A 21899-nucleotide genomic window follows, 5' to 3' on the forward strand; every position below is an offset into this window, starting at 1 on the left:
CACGGTGTCAACGCTTGTACTGCTTGCCGAGGAGGTGGTCCCGATGACCATGACAAGACCGGCAACGGATGTGATGCGAGCGCTCCAGTCGCTGAAGGACGACAGTTCGTCCGTGCGACTGCGGGCCGCTCTGGCGGTCGGTACGGCACCTGACCCACCGAGGAGCCTTCGGGCCATACGGGCTCGGGGTACCGGGAGTACGCGGACGAGGACATCCGGCGGATCTTCCACATCGAGAGCCTGCGGTCGTTGGGCCTTTCGCTGCGGGAGGTCGGGCGCACGCTCGACGAGCCCGGCTTCACGCCGTCGGCGCTCGTCGAGGACCTCATCCGCCGGACCCGCGAACGCGTCGAGGCCGAGACCGAACCGCTCACGCGGCTGCGCCGGATCGATGCCGCGGAACCCGCGGAATGGGAGGACGTCCTTCAGGTCGTCATGGTCGCGGAGGGAAGGAACGACACCGACGCAGCCGATGCGCTGAGCATGCCGGCAGGCGACACCGCGACGGCGGAGCACATCGCGACCGTACTCCTCGACCGCCTCGCCCACGTCGCCACTGAAGCCCCGGCGCGCGGACGGCTGACCCAGGCCAGGCCCTGGCATCCGCATCCGTCCCGGGGCCGACGGCCGCACATGCCCTCGCGGACCTGTCACATGAAAAGGACCGTGCCGTCGCGCTGACCGCGGCATACCTTCTCCAGTTGCGCGACGCGCGGTGACGGGCCTGCCCCGAGACTGTGCGTACGCGGGGGGGCCGCCCCCCGCTTCTCGGTCACTGCGGGGCCAGGCACCTCGTTGGTAGTCTGTTCGAGGCAGCGTCGACGCGGCGGGTGTACGGCCGGAGGGCATGGGCGAGTAGCCGTCCAGGTGGTCACCGAGTCGGTCGGCGGGCGTGTTTGCGCAGGTGGTAGGGCGTGATGATGCTCCCCTGCGTTTTACCCGGCTCGTCTGCCACACCCGTTCCGGCTCCGCCGGTGCGGACATCTGCTCCGGCCCGCGCCCGTGGGTCGGTATCTGCCGGGCCTTCCTCGGCACGTACCCCATGAGGAAGGCTCTTCATGACGCACCAGGATCACCGCCCCGGCACCGCCTCGCACGACGAGGGCCCCGCGCGCCCGGCCGAGCGGGACACCGGGACCGACGCGCCGCGCTCGGCCGAGCGCGCCCCCGCCGCGGAGGCGCCTCCGGCCGCCTCCTTCGCCGATCTGGACCTGCCCCCCGCACTGCTGCGGACGCTCGACGGGCTCGGCGTACGCGAGCCCTTCCCGATCCAGGCCGCCACGGTGCCGAGCGCCCTCGCGGGACGCCATGTACTGGGGCGCGGACGTACCGGGTCCGGCAAGACGCTCGCCTTCGGCCTGCCCCTGCTCGCCCGCACGTCCGGGCGCCGCGCCGAGCCGAAGCAGCCGCTGGCCCTGGTCCTGGTGCCTACCCGGGAGCTGGCGCAGCAGGTCACCGAGGCGCTCACGCCGTACGCCGCCGCGGTGGGGCTGCGGCTCGCCACGGTCGTCGGCGGCATGTCGATCGGCCGCCAGATCGCCCTGCTGCGCGACGGGGCCGAGGTCGTCGTCGCCACCCCCGGCCGCCTGCACGACCTCGTCGAGCGCAAGGCCGTGCGCCTGGGCAAGGTTCGGATCACCGTCCTCGACGAGGCCGACCAGATGTGCGACATGGGCTTCCTGCCGCAGGTCACCGAGGTGCTCGACCTGGTGCACCCCGACGGCCAGCGGATGCTGTTCTCGGCCACCCTGGACCGCGACGTCGACCAGCTCGTCGCCGACTATCTCCATGACCCCGTCGTCCACTCGGTCGACCCGTCCGCGGGGGCGGTCACGACGATGGAGCACCATGTGCTGGTGGTCCACGGACCCGACCGGTACGCCGTGACCACGGAGATCGCCGCCCGCGACAGCCGTGTCCTGCTGTTCCTCGACACCAAGCACGCAGTCGACCAGCTCACCCGGCATCTGCGGGCCAGCGGTGTGCGCGCCGCGGCCCTGCACAGCGGCAAGTCCCAGCCGCAGCGTACGCGCACCCTGGCCCAGTTCAAGGACGGGCAGGTCACCGTACTGGTGGCGACCAATGTCGCGGCCCGCGGCCTGCACGTCGACAACCTGGACCTGGTGGTCAACGTCGACCCGCCGACCGACCCCAAGGACTATCTCCACCGCGCGGGCCGCACCGCCCGTGCCGGTGAGTCCGGCCGGGTGGTCACCCTGGTCCTCTCCGGTCAGCGCCGCGAGACGAGCCGTCTGATGGCCGAGGCCGGCATCGAGCCGACGGTCACCAAGGTGCGCTCGGGCGAGGCGGAGCTCAGCCGCATCACCGGGGCCAAGGCCCCCTCCGGCACCCCGCTCGACGGCGGCCCCCCGGCGGCCCGCCCCAAGAACACGAACACTCCCTTCCGCGGCCTTGGCACCAGCAAGGACACCTCCCGCGGCGCGGGCGGCAAGTCCCGCAAGACGGGCGAGGCCCGCAAGCTGGCGGAGGCCAGGAAGGCGGCCCGGGTCCGCCGCGGGGGCTGACAGCGGCTCCCCCCCCACTCCCGCTGACGGCCACCGGCGCGGGCACGGCCTGCCGCCTTCGGCCGTCCTGCCCCAAAAGCAGGCCGGGGTCCGGGAGCCGCGAGACACGGTCAACGGGTTCTTGTGGTTCAGGGTGTGCTGAAGACCAGGACGGTGTTGTGGCCGCCGAAGCCGAAGGCATTGGTGATGGCTGAGGTCATGGGCGCGGGTTCGGCCTTGTCGGTGACGATGTTCAAGGACAGTTCCGGGTCCTGCCTGGTCAAGTTGGCGGTCGGGGGGATGAGTTGGTGCTGGAGCGTGAGGACGGTCAGGGCTGCTTCGATGGCGCCGGACGCGCCGAGGGCGTGGCCCAGGACGCTCTTGGGCGCGGTGACCGGGGGTGGGTCGGTGCCGAACACCCGTAGCAGGGCCAGCGCTTCGGCGGTGTCCCCGGCTCGGGTGGAGGTGCCGTGGGCGTTGATGTGGCCGATGTCGCGGGGGCGGTGCCCCGAGGCGGCGAGGGCGGCCCGGACGGCGGCTTCGGCACCGGCGCCGTCGGGGTGCGGGGCGACGAAGTGGTGGGCGTCGCTGGTCGAGGCGTGGCCTTGGAGGAGTGCGCGGGTGGGGGCACCGCGGCGGCGGGCGTGGCGGGGGTGTTCGAGGACGAGCACGGCTGCGCCCTCAGACAGGACGAAGCCGTCCCGGTCGGTGTCGAAGGGCCGTGACGCGGTGCTCGGGTCGCCCGGACGCCGGGACAGGGCTCGCATGCGGGCGAAGCAGGTCGCGGTCATGGGGGCGAGCCCGGACTCGGCCCCGCCGGCCAGGACGATGTCGCAGGTACCCGCGGTCACCAGGTCCTGTGCGATGCCGATGGCGGTGGCGCCGGAGGCACAGGCGCTGGCGACGGTGAAACTGGGGCCGCCGACCGAGAGGTCGATGGCGACCTCCGCGGCAGCCATGTTGGGGATGCTGCGGGGCAGCGCCAGCGGGGAGACGCGGTCGGGGTCTTGCTGACCGAGCAGGGTGAACTCGCGGACGTAGCCACTGAGGCTGTTGCTGCCGACGCCGAGGATGACGCCGACACGCGGACTGTTCCAGGCGTCGGTGTCGAGTACGGCATCGGCGACGGCACGGCGGGCGGCAGCCAGGGCGAGATGGGTGAAGCGGTCCAGGCGGCGCGCGCGGCGGTGGCCGAGTTCGGCGACAGGGTCGAAGCCGGACACCGCGCAGCCGAATTCGACCGGCAGCCCGGCAAGGGGGTCGAGGCGCCGGGCCAGCCCTCGCCCGTGGCCCATGGTCGCCCAGGTGGTGTCGGTGTCGGCACCGGCGGGGGTGAGCATGCCGATACCGGTGACGGCGACGGCGCGATCGTTCGAGGGCGAGGCCGAGGGCGAGGACGAGGGGGCACATGAGGTGGTGGTGGCCGGCATGGGTGCGGCCCTTCGGGTAGAGGGCATGGGGAGCGTGGGCAGCGCCGGGTGCGATTGACACCCCGGCACAACGGGCGGGGCTGCCCCGCCGGGTGGGGCAGCCCCGCCTGTCGCACGCGTCAGTTCCGGCCGCCCGGGTGCGGGACACAGTTGTAGCCGATGACCGTGTGAGGGCTGCCCTTTTCCTCCACGCGCTCGCACAGCCAGTACGCGTCGTGGTGCTCGGAGAAGACGAGTGCAGCCGCCGCGGCGTCTCCCGGCACACGGTGGCACTGGTCGGCGTGGAGCGTGACCAGCTTTCCCGGCGTGCGGTCCACTGGGGTGGGCACGGGTAAGTTGCCGCAGTCGTAGTCGACGACCGCGGCGGCCGCCGTCGGCGCGGTGACCCCGACCGTTGCTCCGGCGAGCAGTCCGGTGAACGCGATGGCCGCGCAGACACCGGCCGGTCCGGTCCTCGGTGGGCGCACGAGAACATCCTCTCCGTTGAGCGAGTTCCTGGTCAGCGGCAGGTGTACGAGTGAACCCGCGGCTGTAAGACCCCTCCGCGAGCCGCACGGCAGAAGCCGAGAACGCCGCTGACAGATCAACGGTCGCAGAGATCCGTACGCCGCGTCCGTTCCCCGAAAGCGTGATGTGCGGGCGTGCAGGATCAAGGGAGCGCATCACGTGCCCGCCCGCTCCTTCGAACGCGCTACGACGCGTTCCACCGCACATGATTCCCGGCGGGGCGTGCGCCTACGAGTCCTCCGCCTCCTCGATCAGCGACCGCGCTTTGGCCTCCGCCTGTTCGTAGCGTTCCGGAAAGCCGGAGCGTTGCACGGCCTGGGCGAGCTGGCCCGCCGTGTAGTCGGGGTTGCGCCGGTCCACGTCGATGGCGCGCCGGAGGAAGGACGCGGCGGCGTGCCGCACGTCCCCGCACTGCTCGACCGTGCCCCAGCCCTGGCTGGGGCGCTGCTGGAAGACGCCGACCGAGTCCTGGTCCCCGCAGGGGAGGTTGTTCATGTGTGACTCCACCCAGCCGGCCTCGAAAGCGGCCAGCCGGACCTTGCTGCTCACACCGAGGTCGACGCAGGCCCGGTGGACGGCTCTTGTCACCTCCGGGTCGTGTCCGGCGGGCACGGAACATGACGCGTCGTCGGGCATGGGCCACCTGTCCCTGGTACGGGTCGCACTGGCTCACCGGCCGGGGCTCGCCCGCTCGGGACGAACTCGGTCGGGCAGCCCCCAGTACAGCAGCGGGAGAGGGCCGACCGCGACCAGTGCCGTGACGGTGAAGGCCACGATCACCGATGTCTCACCGCGCGCCGTTCCCAGTGGCGTGGGTGTGCGTCTGCTGAGGTTGTCCGGGGCGTCGCGCCCTGACGAGGTCGCCCGTGGAGTGCCGGGGGGCGTGTTCCCCGCCGGGTTCGTGCCGCCTGCCGGGCTCGTGCCGCCTGCCTCGCCCGGCGCGGAACTTCACCCGTAAGGAGGAGGAAACCTGTGCGTGTCCTTGTTTGTGCCCAGCGCGACCTTGTGGTGTGCGTCGCGTTGAACCGTCTGCTGCCGGAACTCGGCGATCACGAGGTGGCAGTCGCACTGAACAGGCCGTCACCGGGCGACCCGGCCGCCGCGGACCCTCTGCGGCGTCAGCGGTGGTTCGAGCGGGGCCTCATCGACGAAGTCGTCTTTCCGCCCTTGGACTCCCTCCCGCACCCCGTCGGCGAACTGCTGACCTTCCACCACCTCTCGCGCAGGCACGGCATCGAGTTCCGCGACGTCGAGCACGTCAACACCGGTGACGGCCTTGCGTTCGCCCAGGCGTTCCAGCCGGACCTGATCCTGTCCGTGCGGTTCGACCTGATCTTCAAGGAGCCGGTCCTGTCGCTGCCCTCCCTGGGGATCCTCAACATCCACCCCGGAGCACTCCCGGAGTACGCCGGGCTGGCCGCGCCCATGCGCACCCTGATCGCTGGTGAGCAGAAGCTCACGAGCACCCTGCACGTGATCGACCGCGGCATCGACACGGGCCCGGTGATCGCCAGTGATGAGCTTCCGCTCGACCGCGGCCGCTCGCTGTTCTGGCACCTGACGCGCCTGTACGAGCTCGGCGTCGAACTGTTCCTCCAGGAGCTGCCCGGCTTGGCGAAAGGCAAGAGGCCTCCGGCGCAGCCACAGGACCGAGCCCAACGGCACTACCACAGCAAGCCGACTCCCCAGGAGATCGAGACGTTCGAGAAGCTCGGATTCCGATTCCTTTGCGAGAGTGACTACGAGGAAGTCGTCAGGCGCTTCGGCGGCACACCACTGGAGTACCCGAAGCGCGGGGCCACGGTGTCCTGATCGCAGGCATCAACCGCCTCGCGGTTGCGCTCAGGTCACCCGGGGCCCATTGCTGACCGCTGCCAGTGTGCCCAGGGGCGAGGCGCCCCTGGGCACTGGCAGCCGGTTCACCGGGGCGATCCCGTCGGCGTAGTCGCTCAGCGGCTCAGCGAATCAGCGGCACAGCGAATCAGTGGGTCACCACGTGGCGCTCGTTGGGCACGCAGTGCGTCATGGTCAGACCCGAGACGTCGCGCGGCGGGTTGTCGCCCAGGTGCTCCAGGCGCTTGCGGTCCTCCTCCGTCAGTGTCTGGCCTGCCAGCGGTGCCAGGTGCGCGACGTCGGACGCCGCGATGCCGAGGCCCTCGCCGACCCGCAGGCCGAGGTCGTTCTCGACCAGCAGGAAGTGCCAGACCATGCGCTCCTGGACCGATCGCTCGCACTGGGAGATCAACTGCACGAAGTTGTGCACCAGGTCGTCGCGTTCCCAGTCCTCCATCAGCAGATAGCGCTGCCCGGCCTGGAGGTAGTCGTTGGTGCGCGGGATCCGCTTGCGGGTCAGCCGTCCCTGGATCTGCGGCCCCTGCTCGTCGTGGTGCGGATACTGGGCTTCACGGAGACCGCCGGTGATGGACGGCTCGTAGTTGACTTCAGGGTTCTCGTTGGCCGCACGGTTGTCGTAGGCCATGAAACCGTCGCGCTGGTTGGTGCGCACCTCCGCGTTCTTGGCCTGGTTGACCGGGAGCTGCAGGTAGTTCGGGCCGACGCGGTAGCGCTGGGTGTCGCTGTAGGAGAAGGTCCGCCCGACCAGCATCTTGTCGTCGGAGAAGTCGAGTCCGTCCACCAGGACGCCGGTTCCGAAGGCGATCTGCTCGTTCTCGGCGAAGTAGTTGTCGACGGTGCGGTCAAGGACCAGGCGGCCGACCGCCTTGGGCGGGAAATCCTGCTCCGGCCAGGTCTTGGTGTCGTCCAGCGGATCGAAGTCCAGCTCCGGGTGCTCGCCGTCCTCCATCATCTGTACGAGCAGTTCCCACTGCGGGAACTCGCCGCGGCGGATGGCCTCGTACAGGTCCTTGGTGGCATGACCGAGCTCGTCGGCCTGTACGTTCGCCGCGTCCTCCTCGGTCATGCTGCGTACGCCCCGCTCGGGCATCCAGTGGTACTTGACCAGGACGGTGCGGCCCTCGCCGTTGACCCACTTGTAGGTGTTCACGCCGAAGCCCTGCATGTGCCGGTAGTCCGCGGGGATGCCCCGGGGGCTGAAGAGGTTGACGAGCATGTGCATGCTCTCGGGCGTCTGCGACATGAAGTCGAAGATGCGGGCGGGCTTCTGCTCGTGCGAGACGGGGTCCGGCTTCAGGGCGTGGATGACGTCGGGGAACTTCACGGCGTCCCGGATGAAGAAGACGCCGAGGTTGTTGCCGACCAGGTCCCAGTTGCCGTCCTCGGTGTAGAACTTCACGGCGAAGCCGCGCGGGTCGCGGGCGGCTTCGGAGGAGTCACGGCCTCCGATGACCGTGGAGAAGCGCAGGGCGACGTCGGTGCGTTTGCCGCGCTCCTGGAACAGTTTGGCGCGCGTGTAGCGGTCGATCGGCTCGTCGCCCCAGGCTCCGTACGCCTCGAAGTAGCCGAAGGCGGTGACGCCGCGTGCGTGGACGACGCGCTCGGGGATGCGTTCCCGGTCGAAGTGGCTGATCTTCTCCAGGAAGTGGTAGTTCTCCAGCGTGGCGGGGCCTCGCGCCCCGACCGTCCGCTGGTTCTGGTTGTCGTGGACAGGGTGACCCTGCCGGTCGGTGAGGACCGGCCGGGGGTCGTCCGCGGATGAACCCATGCTGGACACGTCAGTCATGACCGTCGGCTCCTTGGCGGGGTGGCCGCGTGCTCGCCCCCCCTCGCGTGGCGGCGGGCGCGCGGGCTTGTCGGGGGATTCGGTACCCACCAGTACTCACCCCGGGTGCCCTCGTACGGCGGTCATATGCGGTGTGTCGGCTGAAGTGCGCACATCCGGCGGTGCCCTCCGACCCTTTTGTCACAGACCCCGGTCCGTGGGGTGCGCGGATTCGGAGGGCGCGAGCCGTCAGCCGTTGCCGCTGGTACTGCTGGTGCCCGAGTCGTCACCGATGGCGGCGGCGTTCCCCGCACTGCCGACGAGAGCGAGGGCGTCCGCGCAGGACACGACCTCGATGCCCCGGCTGGGGAAGACGGCGTCCATGAAGAAGTCGTGCATGGCCTCGTCGCCGTCGGCGCAGCCGTCACGCAGCACGGTCAGCCGGTAGTCACGGTCTGCCGCGTCGTAGCACGTCGCCGCCACCATGGCGCTGGTCGCGACCCCGGCGACCGCGATCTTGCTGACGCCGCGTGCGCGGAGCACCAGGTCGAGATCCGTGCCGGCGAACGCGCTGGCCCGGCGTTTCACCACGACGACGTCCTCGTCGGCGACCGGCAGGGCGATCTCGGTGCCTGCCGAGCCCTCGTGGAAGGTGTCCCCGGCTTCGTGGAAGGCCTGGAACAGTGGGTTGTCCCGGGGCAGGTCGGTGCCGTTGCCGCGGAGGGCGAAGTGCACGAACACCACGAGGGCCCCGGCCGCGCGGGCGCGCGGGATCAGTTCGGTGAGCGGCGGCACGACCCGCTTGGCGAACGGGTAGTTGCTCGTGATGCCCTGCTGGATGTCGCCGATGATCAGTGCGGTGGCCATGGCAGGGTCCCCGTTCCGTCTCTGCTGTGCGGCGCCCCGGGGTCAGCAGGGCACGGCGGCCGTGTCGATGATCACGATCATACGATGGTCGACAGAGCGTGCAGGAAAGACGATTTACGGCGATCAGGATGCCGCTGTAGGGCACAAGCGGGTGCCGTCGGCTTCCTGCTCACGGCCACCCCGCTGAACCGGTAGGGCCGACCGGCAGAGCTGACCGGTAGGGCCGACCGGTAGGGCCGACCGGAAGGGCTGACCCGTACAACGACGTGTCGCGGCCTGTTTCCGTACCCTGGCGGCATGCGCACGCGCCCCACCCTGAGCTGGTCCCCCACCGGGGACCTCCCGCCGGGCACCACGGACCTCAAGCCGGTCGCCGACGCCCTGGGCACCGGCGGTGTCCTTGTGCTCAGCGGAGCGGGCCTCTCCACGGAGTCGGGCATCCCCGACTACCGGGGCGAGGGCGGCAGCCTGAGCCGGCACACCCCGATGACGTACCAGGACTTCACCGCGGACGCCGCCGCCCGGCGCCGGTACTGGGCGCGCAGCCACCTCGGCTGGCGCACCTTCGGCCGTGCCCTGCCCAACGCCGGGCACCGGGCCGTGGCCGCTTTCGGGGAGCACGGCCTGCTCTCGGGTGTGATCACCCAGAACGTCGACGGCCTGCACCAGGCCGCGGGCAGCGAGGGCGTCGTGGAACTCCACGGAAGCCTGGACCGGGTTCGCTGTCTTTCCTGCGGCACCCTCAGCCCGCGCCGCGAGCTCGCCCGGCGCCTCGATGCCGCCAACCCGGGCTTCGAGCCGGTGGCCGCCGGAATCAACCCGGACGGTGACGCCGACCTCTCCGACGAACAGGTCGCGGACTTCCGCGTGCTGCCCTGCGCGAACTGCGGCGGCATCCTCAAACCGGACGTGGTGTTCTTCGGTGAGACCGTGCCGCCGCAGCGGGTCGAGCACTGCCGCCGACTCGTCCGCGAAGCGGCCTCGCTGCTGGTCCTCGGCTCCTCGCTGACGGTGATGTCCGGGCTCCGGTTCGTCCGCCAGGCCGCCCGGGCCGGAAAGCCCGTACTGATCGTCAACCGGGACCCGACCCGGGGCGACCAGCACGCCCGCACCCGGGTCGCACTCCCCCTGGGCGCGGCCCTCACCACCGTGGCCACCCGCCTCGGCATCCCCACCGACAGCCAATAGACCCTGTCGGCCCGGCCGTCCGGGCACCGCCGCCCACCGGAAAACCAGTGGAACCGCAGTTCGGTGGGCCGTTACCGTGCTCCCGCCCCTGTCGCCCTGCCTAGGACGTGCCGTTGTACACCAAGTGAGACCTCCTGAGCGCTGATCTGTCGCGCGTCGCACCTGTGCGACGTGCCCCTTTTCGCTGCGGACTTCTCACTGGAACCGGTGCATCACTGTGTCCGAAACCTGGGTGGTCGTTCCCACCTGCCTGCCTCTCGTCCTCCGCCGTTGCCACACCTGCGCCTCCGAGCGCTTCCGGGCACACGGCAAATTCCGCGTCAACGCCCACCACAAGCTCATCGACGCCTGGCTTCTCGCGCTGTGCACCAGGTGCGGGGAGACCACCAAGATCACCGTCCTGGAACGGGTGAACGTGCGCTCCGTACGTCCCGAGGTCCTGGACCTGATGCACGGCAACGACCCCGGCCTGGCAGCCGAACTGCTCCAGGACCCGGTTGTGCGGCGCCGTAATCACATAGCCCTCGACTGGGACGACGCCTGGCGCCTGGCCACCGGCGAGCCGGACCGGCCGGAGGGCGAGGCGATCGAGGTGTCGGTCCGCTTCGCGGCGCGCATCCCTGTCCGCCCGGTGCGGCTGATCGCTGAGGGTCTCGGCCTTTCGCGCGCCGAGGTCGAAAGACTGCTGGCCGAGGGGCACCTCGTCTCGGCGGTCCGCCTGAGCGGCAAGCTCACCGGCGACTTCACCTTCACGCTCAAACGCTGAGCTCCCGGGACCCCGGCGACAGGGCCGGGGTCCCGTCTCGCCGTCCCAGGCCGCTGTCCCAAGGGGATGGGGTCTTCACAGGTCAGGGCCTGCTCTGCTGTTCCAGCGTCCCGTCTTCCGCGTAGATCGTTGCGGAGTCGGGGCGCTCCCCGGAAACCTCGTTCCCGCCGGACGGGGCGGCTGCTTGGCGCCGAGCCGACGGGAACGGAGGGCTACGGGCAGGTCTGCGGCACCAACGACCTGGCGTGGAGTGCCAGTTCCGAGACCCAGGCCGGGGGCTACATCCTCATCTCGGTGAAGGCGAGGGCCGGCATCACCTGCACGCTCCCCGCCGGACTCCCGTCAGTGGCGTTCGGCTCGGACGGCACCGAGGCGAGTCCGGCGGAGCAGTCCGTCGGTGAGCCGGTGGAGCTGAGCGGTGCCGCCACCGCCTACGCCGGGGTGAACCCCAAGACCACCGACGCCGACACCGGCAAGGAGCTGAGTGCGATCGTCGTCTCGGTGCCCGGCGACCAGAGCGACCCGGTCAGCCTGGATCGGGATGTCCTGGGCGGCGATGTTGACCAGGCCGACGAGGGAGCCCACATTGGCGTCGACTGTCACTCCGGTACGAAACGTTCGGTTGACCAGAAGAGGCCAGTACATCCACCAATGCCCGGAGAATGGGGCTGTTCGCCCGTTGGTGGAGTGTCGGCGTAGCCGGGCTGACGGCGGCCTTCCGCAGGGGGCGGTACCGCTTGTGTCTCCCGTGAGGGGAGACGTCAGGGTGTGCCCATGAACGACGACACCCTCTGCTCGATCGGTGAGCTGGCCCGGCGTACCGGGCTGACGGTCAAGACGATCCGGTTCTACTCGGACCGGGGCCTCGTCGAGCCGACGGACCGCACCCCGGCCGGGTACCGCCGCTACGGCACCGAGGCGGTCGCCCGCGTGGAACTGGTGCGGACCCTGCGGGACCTCGGTCTCGACCTGGACACGATCCGCAAGGTGGTGACGCGGGAGGTCTCGCTCGCCGAGGTCACGGCGGCCCATGCCGAGGCGCTTGACGTGCAGATCCGTGCCCTGCGGCTGCGCCGGGCGGTGCTGACGGCGGTGTCCGGGCGGAACTCGACGCCCGCGGACCTGGAGCTCGTGCACCGGCTCGCGAAGCTCTCCGGTACGCAACGGCGCCGCCTCGTCGACGACTTCCTCGCCGCCGTCTTCGACGGTCTGCACGGCCACCCCGCGTTCGCGGGCGTCATGCGCTCGATGACGCCGGAGCTGCCCCGCGATCCGAGCCCCGAACAGATCGTGGCCTGGGTGGAGTTGGCGGAGCTGTTCCGGGACCCGGACTTCTGCTCCAGCATGCACGGGATGGCCCACGACATGGCGGCCGACCGGGCCCCCGACGGCCCCTCGGGGCTCCCCCGTATCCTCGCCGAGGCCGTGCGCGCCCGTGTCACACCGGCCCTGGCGGCGGGCGTCGCCCCGGCGTCGCCCGAAGCAGGGCGCGTCGTCGACGACCTCGCCGCCCACTACGCGCGCATCCTCGGCGAAGGCTCCGACACGTCCGCCTCGCGCCCCCGACTGCTGTCCCGCCTGGAGTCCATGAAAGACCCGCGGCGCGACCGGTATCTGGAACTGCTCGCCGTGGTCAACGGCTGGCCGCCGCCGGACCGCCTCGCGCCGGCCCTCGACTGGGTCGTCGCCGCGCTCCGCGCCCGATGACCGTGCGGCCCGAGGAGCTGACCGGCGCTCCGGAGCACCCGCCGCCGTCCGGATACCGCGCGCTCGGGGCGGTGCCCGGGTTCTGGCGCGTCGCGGTGACGGGGCTTGTCTCGAAACTGCCGTCGAGCATGACAGGCCTCGCCCTCCTGCTCCTGATCAGCCGTCATCACTCGTACGGCACGGCGGGGCTCGCGGTGAGCTGCGCGGCGATCGGGCAGGGGCTCACGGCTCCGGCGCGGGGGCGGCTTGTCGACCGGTACGCGCACCGGCCGGTGCTGCTGTGCTGTCTCGGCGCGTACGTGCCTGCCCTGGCGCTCCTCGTCGTCACCGCCCGCGCCCCGGGAACGCGCTGGCCCTGACTGCTCGCACTCGCGGCGCTCTCGGGGGCCGTCGCCCCACCGGTCGCCGTCATGATGCGCGCGGTCTGGCACCGGGCCGCGGGGCCCGCCGCTCTGGGACCGGCCATGGCACTCGACTCGGCGATGACGGGTGCCGCGCTGGTCGTCGGTCCGGCGCTCGCGGGCCGGCTCGGCGTGTCGGTCTCGCCGCTCGCGCCGTTCCTGGCCGTCGCGGTGCTCTCGACCGGGTCCGTATGGCTCCTGGCCGGGCTGCCGACCACGCTCGGCCCCGCGGCCTCCGGCGGGCCCCGGCCTCGGCTGTTCCGGCGTGCGCGGCAGGCACGGAGCGGGCCGCTGCGCCGGCTCCTCGCCGCGGACGCCCTGTTCGTGTGCGCCGTGACCGGCATGGACGTGGTGCTGCCGCGGTACGCACAGGAACACGGCGTCGCCGCGTACGCGGGCTTGTACCTCGGCGCGCTGTCCCTCGGCAGCGTCCTGGGCAGTCTCGCCCTGGGCACCGTGCCCGCCCTGACGGCCCTGACGGTCGTGTCCGCGCGGTGGCACCGGGTCCCGCTGCTCCTGTGCGCGTTCGCGGCCGGGGCCTGCGTGCTCGCCTGCACGGTGCCGCTCTCACCGACGGCGGTGCTGCTCCTCTGCCCGGTGGCGGGGTTCGCCGTCGGGTCCGTGTTCGCGGCGCTGCGGACGGCGGGCGGCGACCTCGCACCCGAGGGCCGCCTCACCGAGACGATGTCGTGGCTGAACACCTGCGACCTGGCCGGGGGTGCGGCGGGGGCGGCGCTGTTCGCCCAGGCCGCGGTCACCGGAGGTGCCGGGGCGGCGCCGGCGCTCGTGCCGCTGGTCGCCGTGGCGGCCGCCGCCGTCGGCCGGGGCGCGCACCGCAAGGAGCGCTGAGCGTGCCCGCTCCCCCGCACGCGCGGGGGCGCCCCGCCCGCCGTGCGGAAGGGGCGCCCACCTCATCGGGACGGGTCCGGCCTGCCCTTACTCCTGAGCCTCCGCCGCCACCGGCTTCGGGATGAGGAAGGACGTGACGAAGGCGGCCGCGATGAGGACCACGCCGGCGATCATGCCTGCCGAGTAGCCCGCGGCCGAGGTCTTGTCCGCCGGTTCCGCCGCGGTCTGGACCGCGTACAGGAGGGCGAAGCTCAGGCCCGCGCCGAGGTTGAAGGCGCCCGCGTTCAGGCCCGGCAGGAAGCCGGGGTTCTCCTTCGGGGACAGCACGATGCCGAGGCCGTTCAGAACGATGTTGCCGACGCCCGCGTAGGTGACGCCGATGAGGACCGACGAGACGAGCAGGAGCGGGCGCGAGTCGGCCTGGAGGGTGAACAGCATCAGGGCGACGGTGACGGCGGAGCCGACGAGGCCGAGGCGCAGGATGCGGCCGTAGCCGTGCGTGGCGGCGAGCCGGCCCGCGATCGGGCCCATGGCCAGGCCCGCGAGGGCGTACGGGGTGAGGGTCCACCAGGCCGACTGCTCGGCGCTCATTCCGAAGCCCGCGTCCGCGTTCTGGGCGAACGCCGGGATCATGCCGTTCATGACGGCGAAGACGCCCGTCATGGTCAGGACGGTGGTGAGGAGCAGCGCCCAGGTGGAGCGCTGCCGCAGGTGCCGGGTGGCGACCAAGGGGTGCTTGCTGCGGTCCTCGGCACGCCAGAAGGCGGCGAAGGCGAGGGCGGAGACGACGGCGAGCCCGGCGACGAGCGGCCAGTTCGCGGCGCCGAGCTTGCCGGCCTCGTTCAGGGCGATGAGGGCCGCGCCGACGGAGACGACGAGAAGCGCCACGCCGGGCCAGTCCATGCGGTTGTCGGAGCCGGTGGCGCGGGCGGTGGACTCCGGGGTGAGCGTGGCGACCAGGACCATGGCGAGTCCGGCGACCACGGCCATCACCCAGAACACCGACTGGAAGCCGTAGTGGTCGGCGAGGGAGCCGCCCGCGATGGAGTCGACGCCCGCGATGCCGCCGTTGACGGCGGTGATGACGCCGAGCAGGGTGCCGTACCGCTTCGGCTCGTGCACCTCGTTGCGCAGCATGATCAGGCACAGCGGCACGGTGGGCCCTGACACGCCCTGGATGACGCGTCCCGCGAACAGCATGGGCACGCTCTGCGCGAGCGCGGCCACGACGCAGCCGACGGCCATGAGCGCCATCATCGCGGCGAGGACGCGGCGGCGTCCGACGAGGTCGCCGAGGCGCGGCAGGAACAGCGAGAAGAGGGCGGCGGAGGTGAAGAACGCCGTCTGGGTCAGGCCGACCTCGGCGGAGGTCGCGTCGAGGGAGTCCTCGACGCTCTTGAGGGCGGGGCTGAGCATGCTCGCGTTCAACTGGAAGGCGAAGCAGGCCACCAGGAGGGCGGTGACAAGGACCCATACGCGGACGGGGCGGCCGCCCGGCGATGCGGCGGGGTGTGCGGGTTCAGCGATGGAGGTGTTCACGCGGCCACGTCACCGATCCGCTCGAGGGCATCCACGACCAGGTCCCAGAATCGTCCGTGATCCAGGTCGACGGCCACCTGGGTGCGGCAGTCGGCGGGGGCGGGCGCGCGGAAGTCGGTGACGGTCATGCCGAGGGTGAGCGTGCCGGTGAGCTCGATGTCCACGGGGGCCTTGCGTACGGTCATGACGCTCGGGTCGATGACGTACGCGACGGCGCACGGGTCGTGCACCGGCGGCGCCTGGAAGCCCTGGGCCTGGAGGTACATGGCGCCGAAGAAGTCGAGGAGCTCGTTCACGAAGACGGCGGGCCTCGTGCCGACCCGGGCGATGCGCTCCACGACCTCGGGGGTGGCGAGGGCCTGGTGCGTCAGGTCGAGGCCGACCATGGTGACGGGCCAGCCCGCGTTGAAGACGATGTGCGCGGCCTCGGGGTCGATCTTGATGTTGAACTCGGCGACCGGACTCCAGTTGCCCGTGTGGTAGCCGCCGCCCATCAGGACGACCTCGCGTACGCGCTCGACGATGCGGGGCTCCTTGCGCGCGGCGAGGGCGATGTTGGTCAGGCCCGCCGTGGGCACGATGGTGATCTCGCCGGGCTCGTGGGCCATGACCGTGTCGATGATGAGGTCGACGGCGTGGCGGTCGTCGAGGGCGAGGACCGGCTCGGGCATGACCGGGCCGTCGATGCCGCTCTCGCCGTGGATCTCGGGGGCCGTCTCGACGGTACGGACCAGCGGGCGGGGGCAACCGGCGGCGAAGGGCACCCCGGTGATGTCCGCGATCCGGGCCACGGAGAGGGCGTTGCGGGTGACCTTCTCCAGGGTCTGGTTGCCGACGACCGTGGTGACCGCGACCAGCTCGACGTCGGGATTGCCGTGCGCCAGGAGCATGGCGATCGCGTCGTCATGCCCGGGGTCGCAGTCGAGGATGATCTTCTTGGCCATCGCGGAACCTCTTTGTTCGGCGAGCCGCCACCGCCGGGTGACGCTCGGGAAAACGTTCTCCGAGGACATTGTGCAGGAGGGTGAATTCTGTCAATGACCTGCACCACGCCCGAGCTGTGCGTTCCTCGTCACAGCGCTGTTCACGGCTCTGCGCACGACTCTGTGCACGGCTCTGTTCGGGGAACATGCCCGTTGATAACGTTTGCCGAAATGCACCGGAGGGGTGGGCTCAGGCGTGGCTGATGTGACTCTGCGGGATGTGGCCCGTGCCTCCGGCTGTTCCGTCGCCACCGTCTCGCGGGTCCTGGCCGGCACCCGCCCGGTCGGCGCGGACACCGCCCGCCGGGTCCGCGCGGCCGCCGAAAAGCTCGGCTACCGGCCCAACCACGCCGCCCGCGCCCTGCGCGGCCGCGCCACCGGCACCGTCGGCCTGGTCCTGCCGCAGATCACCAACCCCTTCTACCCGGCCCTCGTACGCGAGCTCACCCACGCCCTGCACGCCGAGGGCCGCGCCGTGCTCCTCGCCGACTGCGACGACGACCCGGTGGCCGAGGCCGAGTACATCGACGATCTCCTTGCCCGGCGCGTCGACGCCCTCCTGGTCATTCCGGCCGACGAGCGCCGCAGCCGGGACGCGGTCGCCGCGGCCGCCGCACAGGTGCCGCTCGTCCTGATGGACCGCGACTGCGGCCCGGGCGTCGCGGACTCCGTGGCCGTCGACAACTCCGCGGGCATGGCCCTCGTACTCGGCCATCTCGCCGCCACCGGCCGTCGGCGCGTCTGGTTCGTCGGAGCCGACGGGACGGCGTCGACCGCGGCCGAGCGCCGCGCGGCGTACGCGGCCGGGGCCGCCGCGCTCGACGAGGGGGCGGCGGGGCGGATCGCGCTCGGTGACTTCTCCGTGGCCTGGGGCCGCGCGGCCGTCGACCTGGTGTGGGAGGCGCGGCCCGACGCCCTGGTGTGCGCCAACGACCTCATCGCGGTGGGCGCGCTGCAGCGGCTCAGGGAACTCGGCGCGGACGTGCCCGGTGACGTCGCCGTCACCGGCTTCGACGACATCCCGATGGCGGCCCTCGCCGCCCCCGGCATCACCACCGTCCGCCAGCCGGTGCCCGAACTGGCCGCGGAGGCCACGCGGTTGCTGAACCACCGCCTTGCCGGTGACGACGGCCCACAGCGGGCGGTGCGGCTCGCGCCGGACCTCGTGGTACGGGAGTCCAGCGCCCCCCGGTCGACGGCGCGGGGCGACGGACAGCACGCCAGGGCGGCTTCCGGTCGGGCCACGGAGGTGCCGGTGCCCCGGCAGGTGCCCTGACCGGAGCGGTCACGCCCCTCGCAGGATGCCCTCGACCACTCTCCTGCCGTCGAGCCGCCGGGCCGCCGGTGCCGGCGGGCGGACCCGTCGGCACCGGCGGCCCGGAGCGGGCCCGGACGTCAGTCCCGCAGCACCACGAGGACGAACACGGCGGAGACCACTCCCAGTGCCACGGCCGCGACGCCCCGGGGGAACCGGTGGTCGCGGAGTCCTGGCAGGAGCTGGTCGGCGGCGAGCCGGCCGGGGCCGGTCAGGGCGACCGCCACCGCGCCGGAAAGCAGCACGAGTTGGTACTCGATGCCTTCGGGGGCGAAGAAGCCCCCGTCCCAGGTGACGGCGATGGCGTTGAGCATGACGCCCAGGACGCCCGCGGCCGCCAGCGGGGTGAAGAGGCCGACGGCGAGGCCGAGACCGCAGAAGGTCTCCGTGAGCGCGGCGATCCACGCCATGGCCCTGGCGGCCTTGTAGCCCTCGGAGGCGAAGAAGTCGGTGGTGCCGCTCAGGCCGGAGCCGTCGAACCAGCGGAAGAGCTTCTGCGAACCGTGGGCGGCCATGATGAGCCCGACCGCGAGACGCACCACCAACACACCACTGTCGAGCGCGAGTTGCTGGTCCTGTGCCGCGGACGCGTGACGGTGGGCGGGATTCGCCTGGGTACGGGTGGAGGCGGACGGTGGCGGGAACTGGGGGTCGGCGGAGTGCGGGGGAAGGGAGGGGGAGGACATGCTGGATCTCTCCTTGAGCCGTGGGGATGTGAGGGGGACGCCGTGCGGGCGTCCGTCCGGGGTGGGTCGGCGTGCGCGAGCGGGAGGAGAGAGTCCCGCTACGTTCTGATCACCCGGGTGCTGTACAGGTCGACCGCGCTGACGTCGGGCGCGGCCGTGCGGCCGAGCGGGGCCAGGCCCTGGCCGGAGTCGTGCCGGACGGAGGCGGGCCGCTGGCCCTGACCACCGCCGGGCTGTTCGGGTACGGGGAGCACGGCGGCGCGGGAGGCGTCGCCGTCGTCGCCACCGTGGCAGCCGCTACCGCCGCCGCCGCCTCCGCCGGGCGCTTCGCCGTCTGCTTGGCTGCCCGCCGCGCCGCCTGTTTCGCTGCGTGCTGCACCGCCTGCTGCACTGTGCGCTACGCCGCCCGCCTCACTGTGCGCTGCGTCGCCTGCTTCACCGCCCGCTGCGAGCGCGTCGGCCGGAGGTCCGAACGGAGCCGTCGCGGCTGCGTCGTCACTCCTGTGAGCGGAACTTTCGGGGAAGACCGCAGCCGACGCGCCGAGCGCCGTGACCAGGCAGAGCAGAGCGACCAGCAGCCACGGGGCGTACCCGGCCCCGGAAGCGCTTACGGCCCGCCCCCTCGCGGGGCAGCCCTTCGGGAGCCGGGGCGGAAGCCCCGGCCCGAGCCCGAGGGCGGCACCGCGGAGGGGGAATGCTGGCCCGCTCATGACAACGGATGATAGGTCCAGACCAACGCCGGACTGAACCCCTCCGACGCACACAGGACCCCGTCGGACACACTGAGGCCGGATTTCACTCCTGGCCGACGGGCCCCCTGTCGTGCCGGACCGCCGCCGGGGTGGCCGACAACGGGGTCGCCGACGACGGCGCACCGGGGGAAGCCCGGCACCGCACGGGGCGCCACATGCACACCCGCGGCCAGCGGTTCAGGCCGAGCGCGGCCTCCTCCTCGCGGACGGCCCGCAGCTCCGGGCCCACGGCTTCGTCGCCCAGGACCGCGAAGCCGCAGCGCGCGTAGTACGGCGCGTTCCACGGCACGTCCCTGAACGTCGTCAGGGTCAGCGCGGGGACCGCATCGGCCGCGGCCCGGTCCGCGAGGTGGTCGAGGAGGGACCTGCCGATGCCCCGGCGAGCGTACCCGGGATGCACGGACACCTGCTCGACGTGCAGGTTGCCGTCGACGCGGTCGGCGATGAGGTAGGCCACCGGCACGTCGGCAGTGGACGGGTCGAGGGCGGAGGGGGCGACGGCAGCCGGGGCGGGGGCGGACGGGTCGACGGCGGCCGGGGCGGGGGCGGACGGGTCGACGGCAGCCGGGGCGGGGGCGGACGAGTCGACGGCGGACGAGTCGACGGCAGCCACGTCGACGGCGGACGAGTCGACGGCAGCCAGGTCGACGGCGGGAGACGGGGCGACGGCAGCCACGTCGATGGCGGCAGACGGGTCCACGGCGACCCAGGCGAGCCCCGCACGCAGGTGGCGTGCGAGCACCTCCAGGGCGGGCGGCTCGTCGTCGGCGATCTCCGGCATGCCGATGTCCCGGAAGCAGTGGCCCGCGGCCCGCTCGATGTCCTGAAGACGCGGCAACTCGTCGCTGTGGGCTGGTCGGATGCGCATCGGGCCATTGTCCCGCGGCCCCTGCGGCACGTCGGCGCGGGGGCGGGCCGACGTGCCGCGGGGAGGCCCGGGCGGACCCGCGGGGCCGCCGCGTCATCCCCCAGCATCCCCCGGGCATTCCCCGGGCAGCCCCCGGGCAGCCCCGACACCCCCCGTCATCCCTCCTCGTGCAACGTGATGGCCCGCACCGGGCAGGCCCGTGCCGCCTCCCGCAGCATCGGATCGTCCACCCCGTCCGCGCACCCGGCAAGCAACTCACTGAAGCCGTCGTCGTCCTGTGTGAAGACCTTCGGCGCGGTCAGGACACACTGACCCGCGCCGATGCACACGTCCGTGTCGATGGTGACGCGCATCAGCGGGGCCCCCAGGTGACCGGCAGTTCCATCAGGCCCTGGATGGTGTCGCCGGGCTTCATCCGGATCGCGTCGGCGGGCACGGCGAGGCGCAGGTCGGGGATGCGGGCGAGCAAGGTCCGGAAGGCGATGTCGAGTTCCAGGCGGGCGAGGTTCTGGCCGAGGCACTGGTGGATGCCGAAGCCGAAGGCGAGGTGGTGCCGGGCGCTGCGGCGCACGTCGAGATCGTCCGCGTCCGCGTAGACGGCGGTGTCACGGTTGATGGTGGAGGCGGCGAGGACCACGCCCTCGTCGGCGCGGATGGTCTGCCCGGCCACCTCGATGTCCTCGGTGGCCACGCGCAGCAGTCCGTCCGCGATGGACAGGAAGCGCAGCAGTTCCTCGACGGCGTCACGCGTCAGTTCCGGTTCGGCGCGCAGCGCCGCCAACTGGTCGGGGTGTTCGAGGAGCGTGAACATGCCGAGCGAGATCATGTTGGCGGTGGTCTCGTGCCCGGCGACGAGCAGGATGAGGGCGACGCGTACGAGTTCGTCGCGATCGAGGGAGCCGTCCGCGAGGCGATCACGGATCAGCTCGTCGAGCAGGCCTTCGGGGGTGTCGAGCGGTGCCTCATCGGTGCCGCGATGGCCTTCGGGGGCGTCGCGCTGTACGTCGCGGGCTTCTCGCAGGACCTGGGGGCTGCCGTGCCGGGGCTCACGGGCTTCGCGCAACCCTTCGGAGGCCAGGGGGTTGGCGCTCGGGGCTGCCCCGGCGTCGGCCGTCTTGCGCTTGCGGTCGACCAACTGGCCCAGGTAGTCCATCAGTTCCCGGCGGCCCGCCTCCGCCTCCTCCGGGGTGTCGGACCGCAGGAGCCTGCGCGACGCCCCCTCGAAGAAGTCGTGGTCGGCGTACGGAACACCGAGCAGTTCACTGATCACGATGGACGGCACGGGCAGGGCGAACGCGGAGATGAGCTCGACGGGCGGCCCCTGGGCCACGACGGCGTCGAGGAGTTCGTCGACGACGCGCTGGATGCGGGGCCGCATCGCCGCCACCCGCTTCACCCCGAACGTGGGGATCAGCATGCGGCGCTGCTTGTTGTGCAGCGGATCGTCGACGCCGAGCAGTGCGGTCTGCACGTGCCGGGAGAGCTCGAAGCGCGGTGCGGTCAACGGGAAGGCGGGATTCTGCCGGTCGGCGGAGAGCCTCGGATCGGTGAGCAGGGCCTGGGCCTCGGCGTGCCCGGTGACGAGCCAGGCCTGACTGTCGTCGTAGAGGGTGACGCGGTTGAGCGGCGCGCGTGCGTTCAACGGCCGGTATCCGGTGGGCGGGTGATAGGGGCAGGTGCGGTCCTGAGGGAAGGGGGCGGATTGCGCCATGGCGTCCTCCGAAGTGCTCGGACGGGATGTACGGGTCGTACGGTGTCCCGCTCCTCACTTCATGCCCCATGCACCTAGCCGGACCATGACCGGTTCGGCCAACTTCGCCACGGTCGGCCCCGAGTGTGACGCCGTGGCCGAATTGCTACGTCGGCCCGCGGCCGTCACCCCGTCCGACCTCACAGGGTGTGCTGCTCCACGTGCGCC

18 protein-coding genes and 5 pseudogenes are annotated in these 21899 nt (G+C 72.0%); 10 read left to right on the forward strand and 13 right to left on the reverse strand.

Annotated elements, in window-relative coordinates:
* Positions 1-4 precede the first annotated feature (4 nt).
* The 3 genes and pseudogenes from IG78_RS50890 to IG78_RS0100735 all read left to right on the forward strand — a co-directional run.
* Positions 5-157: pseudogene (locus tag IG78_RS50890) on the forward strand (HEAT repeat domain-containing protein); the annotation flags it as partial.
* Positions 158-165: 8 nt separating this feature from the next.
* Positions 166-719 (forward strand): annotated as a pseudogene (locus IG78_RS41475) (MerR family transcriptional regulator); the annotation flags it as partial.
* A gap of 339 nt (positions 720-1058) precedes the next feature.
* The gene (locus tag IG78_RS0100735) at positions 1059-2525 is read left to right on the forward strand and encodes a DEAD/DEAH box helicase (protein WP_030558901.1); all 1467 of its coding nucleotides are present in this window, start codon (positions 1059-1061) and stop codon (positions 2523-2525) included.
* Between the two features lie 128 nt (positions 2526-2653).
* On the opposite strand, the gene IG78_RS0100740 is transcribed toward IG78_RS0100735, so the two are convergent.
* From IG78_RS0100740 to IG78_RS0100750, 3 genes are all read right to left on the reverse strand, one after another.
* Positions 2654-3934: a beta-ketoacyl-[acyl-carrier-protein] synthase family protein gene (locus IG78_RS0100740; protein ID WP_051852253.1), complete on the reverse strand. Its 1281-nt coding sequence runs from the start codon at positions 3932-3934 to the stop codon at positions 2654-2656.
* Between the two features lie 119 nt (positions 3935-4053).
* On the reverse strand, positions 4054-4401 hold the full coding sequence (locus IG78_RS0100745; protein WP_030558904.1) for a hypothetical protein: 348 nt from the start codon (positions 4399-4401) through the stop codon (positions 4054-4056).
* Positions 4402-4669: 268 nt separating this feature from the next.
* A complete protein-coding gene (locus tag IG78_RS0100750) occupies positions 4670-5077 on the reverse strand; it encodes a hypothetical protein (protein WP_051852254.1) in 408 nt (135 codons plus the stop codon).
* Between the two features lie 336 nt (positions 5078-5413).
* Between IG78_RS0100750 and IG78_RS0100755 the strand changes: the two genes are divergently transcribed.
* Positions 5414-6253: a formyl transferase gene (locus IG78_RS0100755; protein ID WP_051852255.1), complete on the forward strand. Its 840-nt coding sequence runs from the start codon at positions 5414-5416 to the stop codon at positions 6251-6253.
* 169 nt (positions 6254-6422) lie between these two features.
* On the opposite strand, the gene IG78_RS0100760 is transcribed toward IG78_RS0100755, so the two are convergent.
* Both IG78_RS0100760 and IG78_RS0100765 read right to left on the reverse strand, forming a co-directional pair.
* Complete coding sequence (locus IG78_RS0100760) at positions 6423-8081, reverse strand: catalase (RefSeq protein ID WP_030558908.1); 1659 nt, start codon at positions 8079-8081, stop codon at positions 6423-6425.
* A 228-nt stretch (positions 8082-8309) separates the two neighbouring features.
* Positions 8310-8927 carry a cysteine hydrolase family protein gene (locus tag IG78_RS0100765; protein ID WP_078964668.1) on the reverse strand — a complete coding sequence of 206 codons (618 nt, stop codon included), beginning with the start codon at positions 8925-8927 and terminating at the stop codon, positions 8310-8312.
* A gap of 297 nt (positions 8928-9224) precedes the next feature.
* Between IG78_RS0100765 and IG78_RS0100770 the strand changes: the two genes are divergently transcribed.
* The 5 genes and pseudogenes from IG78_RS0100770 to IG78_RS41485 all read left to right on the forward strand — a co-directional run bounded on the left by IG78_RS0100770 (position 9225) and on the right by IG78_RS41485 (position 13838).
* Positions 9225-10115 carry an NAD-dependent protein deacetylase gene (locus tag IG78_RS0100770; RefSeq protein ID WP_030558911.1) on the forward strand — a complete coding sequence of 297 codons (891 nt, stop codon included), beginning with the start codon at positions 9225-9227 and terminating at the stop codon, positions 10113-10115.
* 217 nt (positions 10116-10332) lie between these two features.
* Positions 10333-10881 (forward strand): DUF1062 domain-containing protein, encoded by a 549-nt coding sequence (locus tag IG78_RS0100775; protein WP_030558912.1) that lies wholly within the window; start codon positions 10333-10335, stop codon positions 10879-10881.
* Positions 10882-10947: 66 nt separating this feature from the next.
* The gene (locus IG78_RS52530; RefSeq protein ID WP_078964669.1) at positions 10948-11580 is read left to right on the forward strand and encodes a DUF4232 domain-containing protein; all 633 of its coding nucleotides are present in this window, start codon (positions 10948-10950) and stop codon (positions 11578-11580) included.
* A 75-nt stretch (positions 11581-11655) separates the two neighbouring features.
* Positions 11656-12588, forward strand: coding sequence for a helix-turn-helix domain-containing protein (locus tag IG78_RS0100785; protein WP_030558915.1), 933 nt, complete (start codon positions 11656-11658; stop codon positions 12586-12588).
* A pseudogene (locus IG78_RS41485) lies at positions 12585-13838 on the forward strand (MFS transporter). Before IG78_RS0100785 ends, IG78_RS41485 begins: the two are co-directional and overlap by 4 nt.
* Before the next feature lie 87 nt (positions 13839-13925).
* Here the strand turns inward: IG78_RS41485 and uriT are convergent.
* Together uriT and uriH are read right to left on the reverse strand one after the other, a co-directional pair.
* Positions 13926-15377 (reverse strand): uridine transporter UriT, encoded by a 1452-nt coding sequence (gene uriT, locus IG78_RS0100795; RefSeq protein WP_078964670.1) that lies wholly within the window; start codon positions 15375-15377, stop codon positions 13926-13928.
* Positions 15374-16321 (reverse strand): uridine-preferring nucleoside hydrolase UriH, encoded by a 948-nt coding sequence (gene uriH / locus IG78_RS0100800; RefSeq protein WP_030558918.1) that lies wholly within the window; start codon positions 16319-16321, stop codon positions 15374-15376. Before uriH ends, uriT begins: the two co-directional genes overlap by 4 nt.
* 235 nt (positions 16322-16556) lie before the next feature.
* On the opposite strand from uriH, the gene IG78_RS0100805 reads away from it, so the two are divergent.
* On the forward strand, positions 16557-17636 hold the full coding sequence (locus IG78_RS0100805; protein ID WP_078964671.1) for a LacI family DNA-binding transcriptional regulator: 1080 nt from the start codon (positions 16557-16559) through the stop codon (positions 17634-17636).
* 119 nt (positions 17637-17755) lie between these two features.
* On the opposite strand, the gene IG78_RS0100810 is transcribed toward IG78_RS0100805, so the two are convergent.
* From IG78_RS0100810 to IG78_RS0100835, 6 genes and pseudogenes are all read right to left on the reverse strand, one after another.
* Positions 17756-18361 (reverse strand): DoxX family protein, encoded by a 606-nt coding sequence (locus IG78_RS0100810; RefSeq protein ID WP_030558920.1) that lies wholly within the window; start codon positions 18359-18361, stop codon positions 17756-17758.
* Positions 18362-18459: 98 nt separating this feature from the next.
* Complete coding sequence (locus tag IG78_RS48995) at positions 18460-19071, reverse strand: hypothetical protein (RefSeq protein WP_078964672.1); 612 nt, start codon at positions 19069-19071, stop codon at positions 18460-18462.
* A 190-nt stretch (positions 19072-19261) separates the two neighbouring features.
* A pseudogene (locus tag IG78_RS52535) lies at positions 19262-19756 on the reverse strand (GNAT family N-acetyltransferase); the annotation flags it as partial.
* A 51-nt stretch (positions 19757-19807) separates the two neighbouring features.
* Positions 19808-19981: pseudogene (locus IG78_RS50440) on the reverse strand (GNAT family N-acetyltransferase); the annotation flags it as partial.
* 155 nt (positions 19982-20136) lie between these two features.
* Entirely contained in the window at positions 20137-20334 is a 198-nt protein-coding gene (locus IG78_RS0100830; RefSeq protein ID WP_030558923.1) for a ferredoxin, read from the reverse strand.
* Positions 20334-21692 carry a cytochrome P450 gene (locus IG78_RS0100835; RefSeq protein WP_030558924.1) on the reverse strand — a complete coding sequence of 453 codons (1359 nt, stop codon included), beginning with the start codon at positions 21690-21692 and terminating at the stop codon, positions 20334-20336. The genes IG78_RS0100830 and IG78_RS0100835 overlap by 1 nt, the downstream gene beginning before the upstream one ends.
* Positions 21693-21899 lie beyond the last annotated feature (207 nt).

Source organism: Streptomyces aureocirculatus (genome assembly GCF_000720475.1).
GTDB lineage: Bacteria > Actinomycetota > Actinomycetes > Streptomycetales > Streptomycetaceae > Streptomyces > Streptomyces aureocirculatus.

Coding starts and splice junctions, on each gene's coding strand:
- IG78_RS0100735 (WP_030558901.1), top strand. CDS start 1,059: ATGACGCACCAGGATCACCGCCCCGGCACCGCCTCGCACGACGAGGGC.
- IG78_RS0100740 (WP_051852253.1), bottom strand. CDS start 3,934: ATGCCGGCCACCACCACCTCATGTGCCCCCTCGTCCTCGCCCTCGGCC.
- IG78_RS0100750 (WP_051852254.1), bottom strand. CDS start 5,077: ATGCCCGACGACGCGTCATGTTCCGTGCCCGCCGGACACGACCCGGAG.
- IG78_RS0100760 (WP_030558908.1), bottom strand. CDS start 8,081: ATGACTGACGTGTCCAGCATGGGTTCATCCGCGGACGACCCCCGGCCG.
- IG78_RS0100765 (WP_078964668.1), bottom strand. CDS start 8,927: ATGGCCACCGCACTGATCATCGGCGACATCCAGCAGGGCATCACGAGC.
- IG78_RS0100770 (WP_030558911.1), top strand. CDS start 9,225: ATGCGCACGCGCCCCACCCTGAGCTGGTCCCCCACCGGGGACCTCCCG.
- IG78_RS52530 (WP_078964669.1), top strand. CDS start 10,948: ATGGGGTCTTCACAGGTCAGGGCCTGCTCTGCTGTTCCAGCGTCCCGT.
- IG78_RS0100785 (WP_030558915.1), top strand. CDS start 11,656: ATGAACGACGACACCCTCTGCTCGATCGGTGAGCTGGCCCGGCGTACC.
- uriH (WP_030558918.1), bottom strand. CDS start 16,321: ATGGCCAAGAAGATCATCCTCGACTGCGACCCCGGGCATGACGACGCG.
- IG78_RS0100810 (WP_030558920.1), bottom strand. CDS start 18,361: ATGTCCTCCCCCTCCCTTCCCCCGCACTCCGCCGACCCCCAGTTCCCG.
- IG78_RS48995 (WP_078964672.1), bottom strand. CDS start 19,071: ATGAGCGGGCCAGCATTCCCCCTCCGCGGTGCCGCCCTCGGGCTCGGG.
- IG78_RS0100830 (WP_030558923.1), bottom strand. CDS start 20,334: ATGCGCGTCACCATCGACACGGACGTGTGCATCGGCGCGGGTCAGTGT.
- IG78_RS0100835 (WP_030558924.1), bottom strand. CDS start 21,692: ATGGCGCAATCCGCCCCCTTCCCTCAGGACCGCACCTGCCCCTATCAC.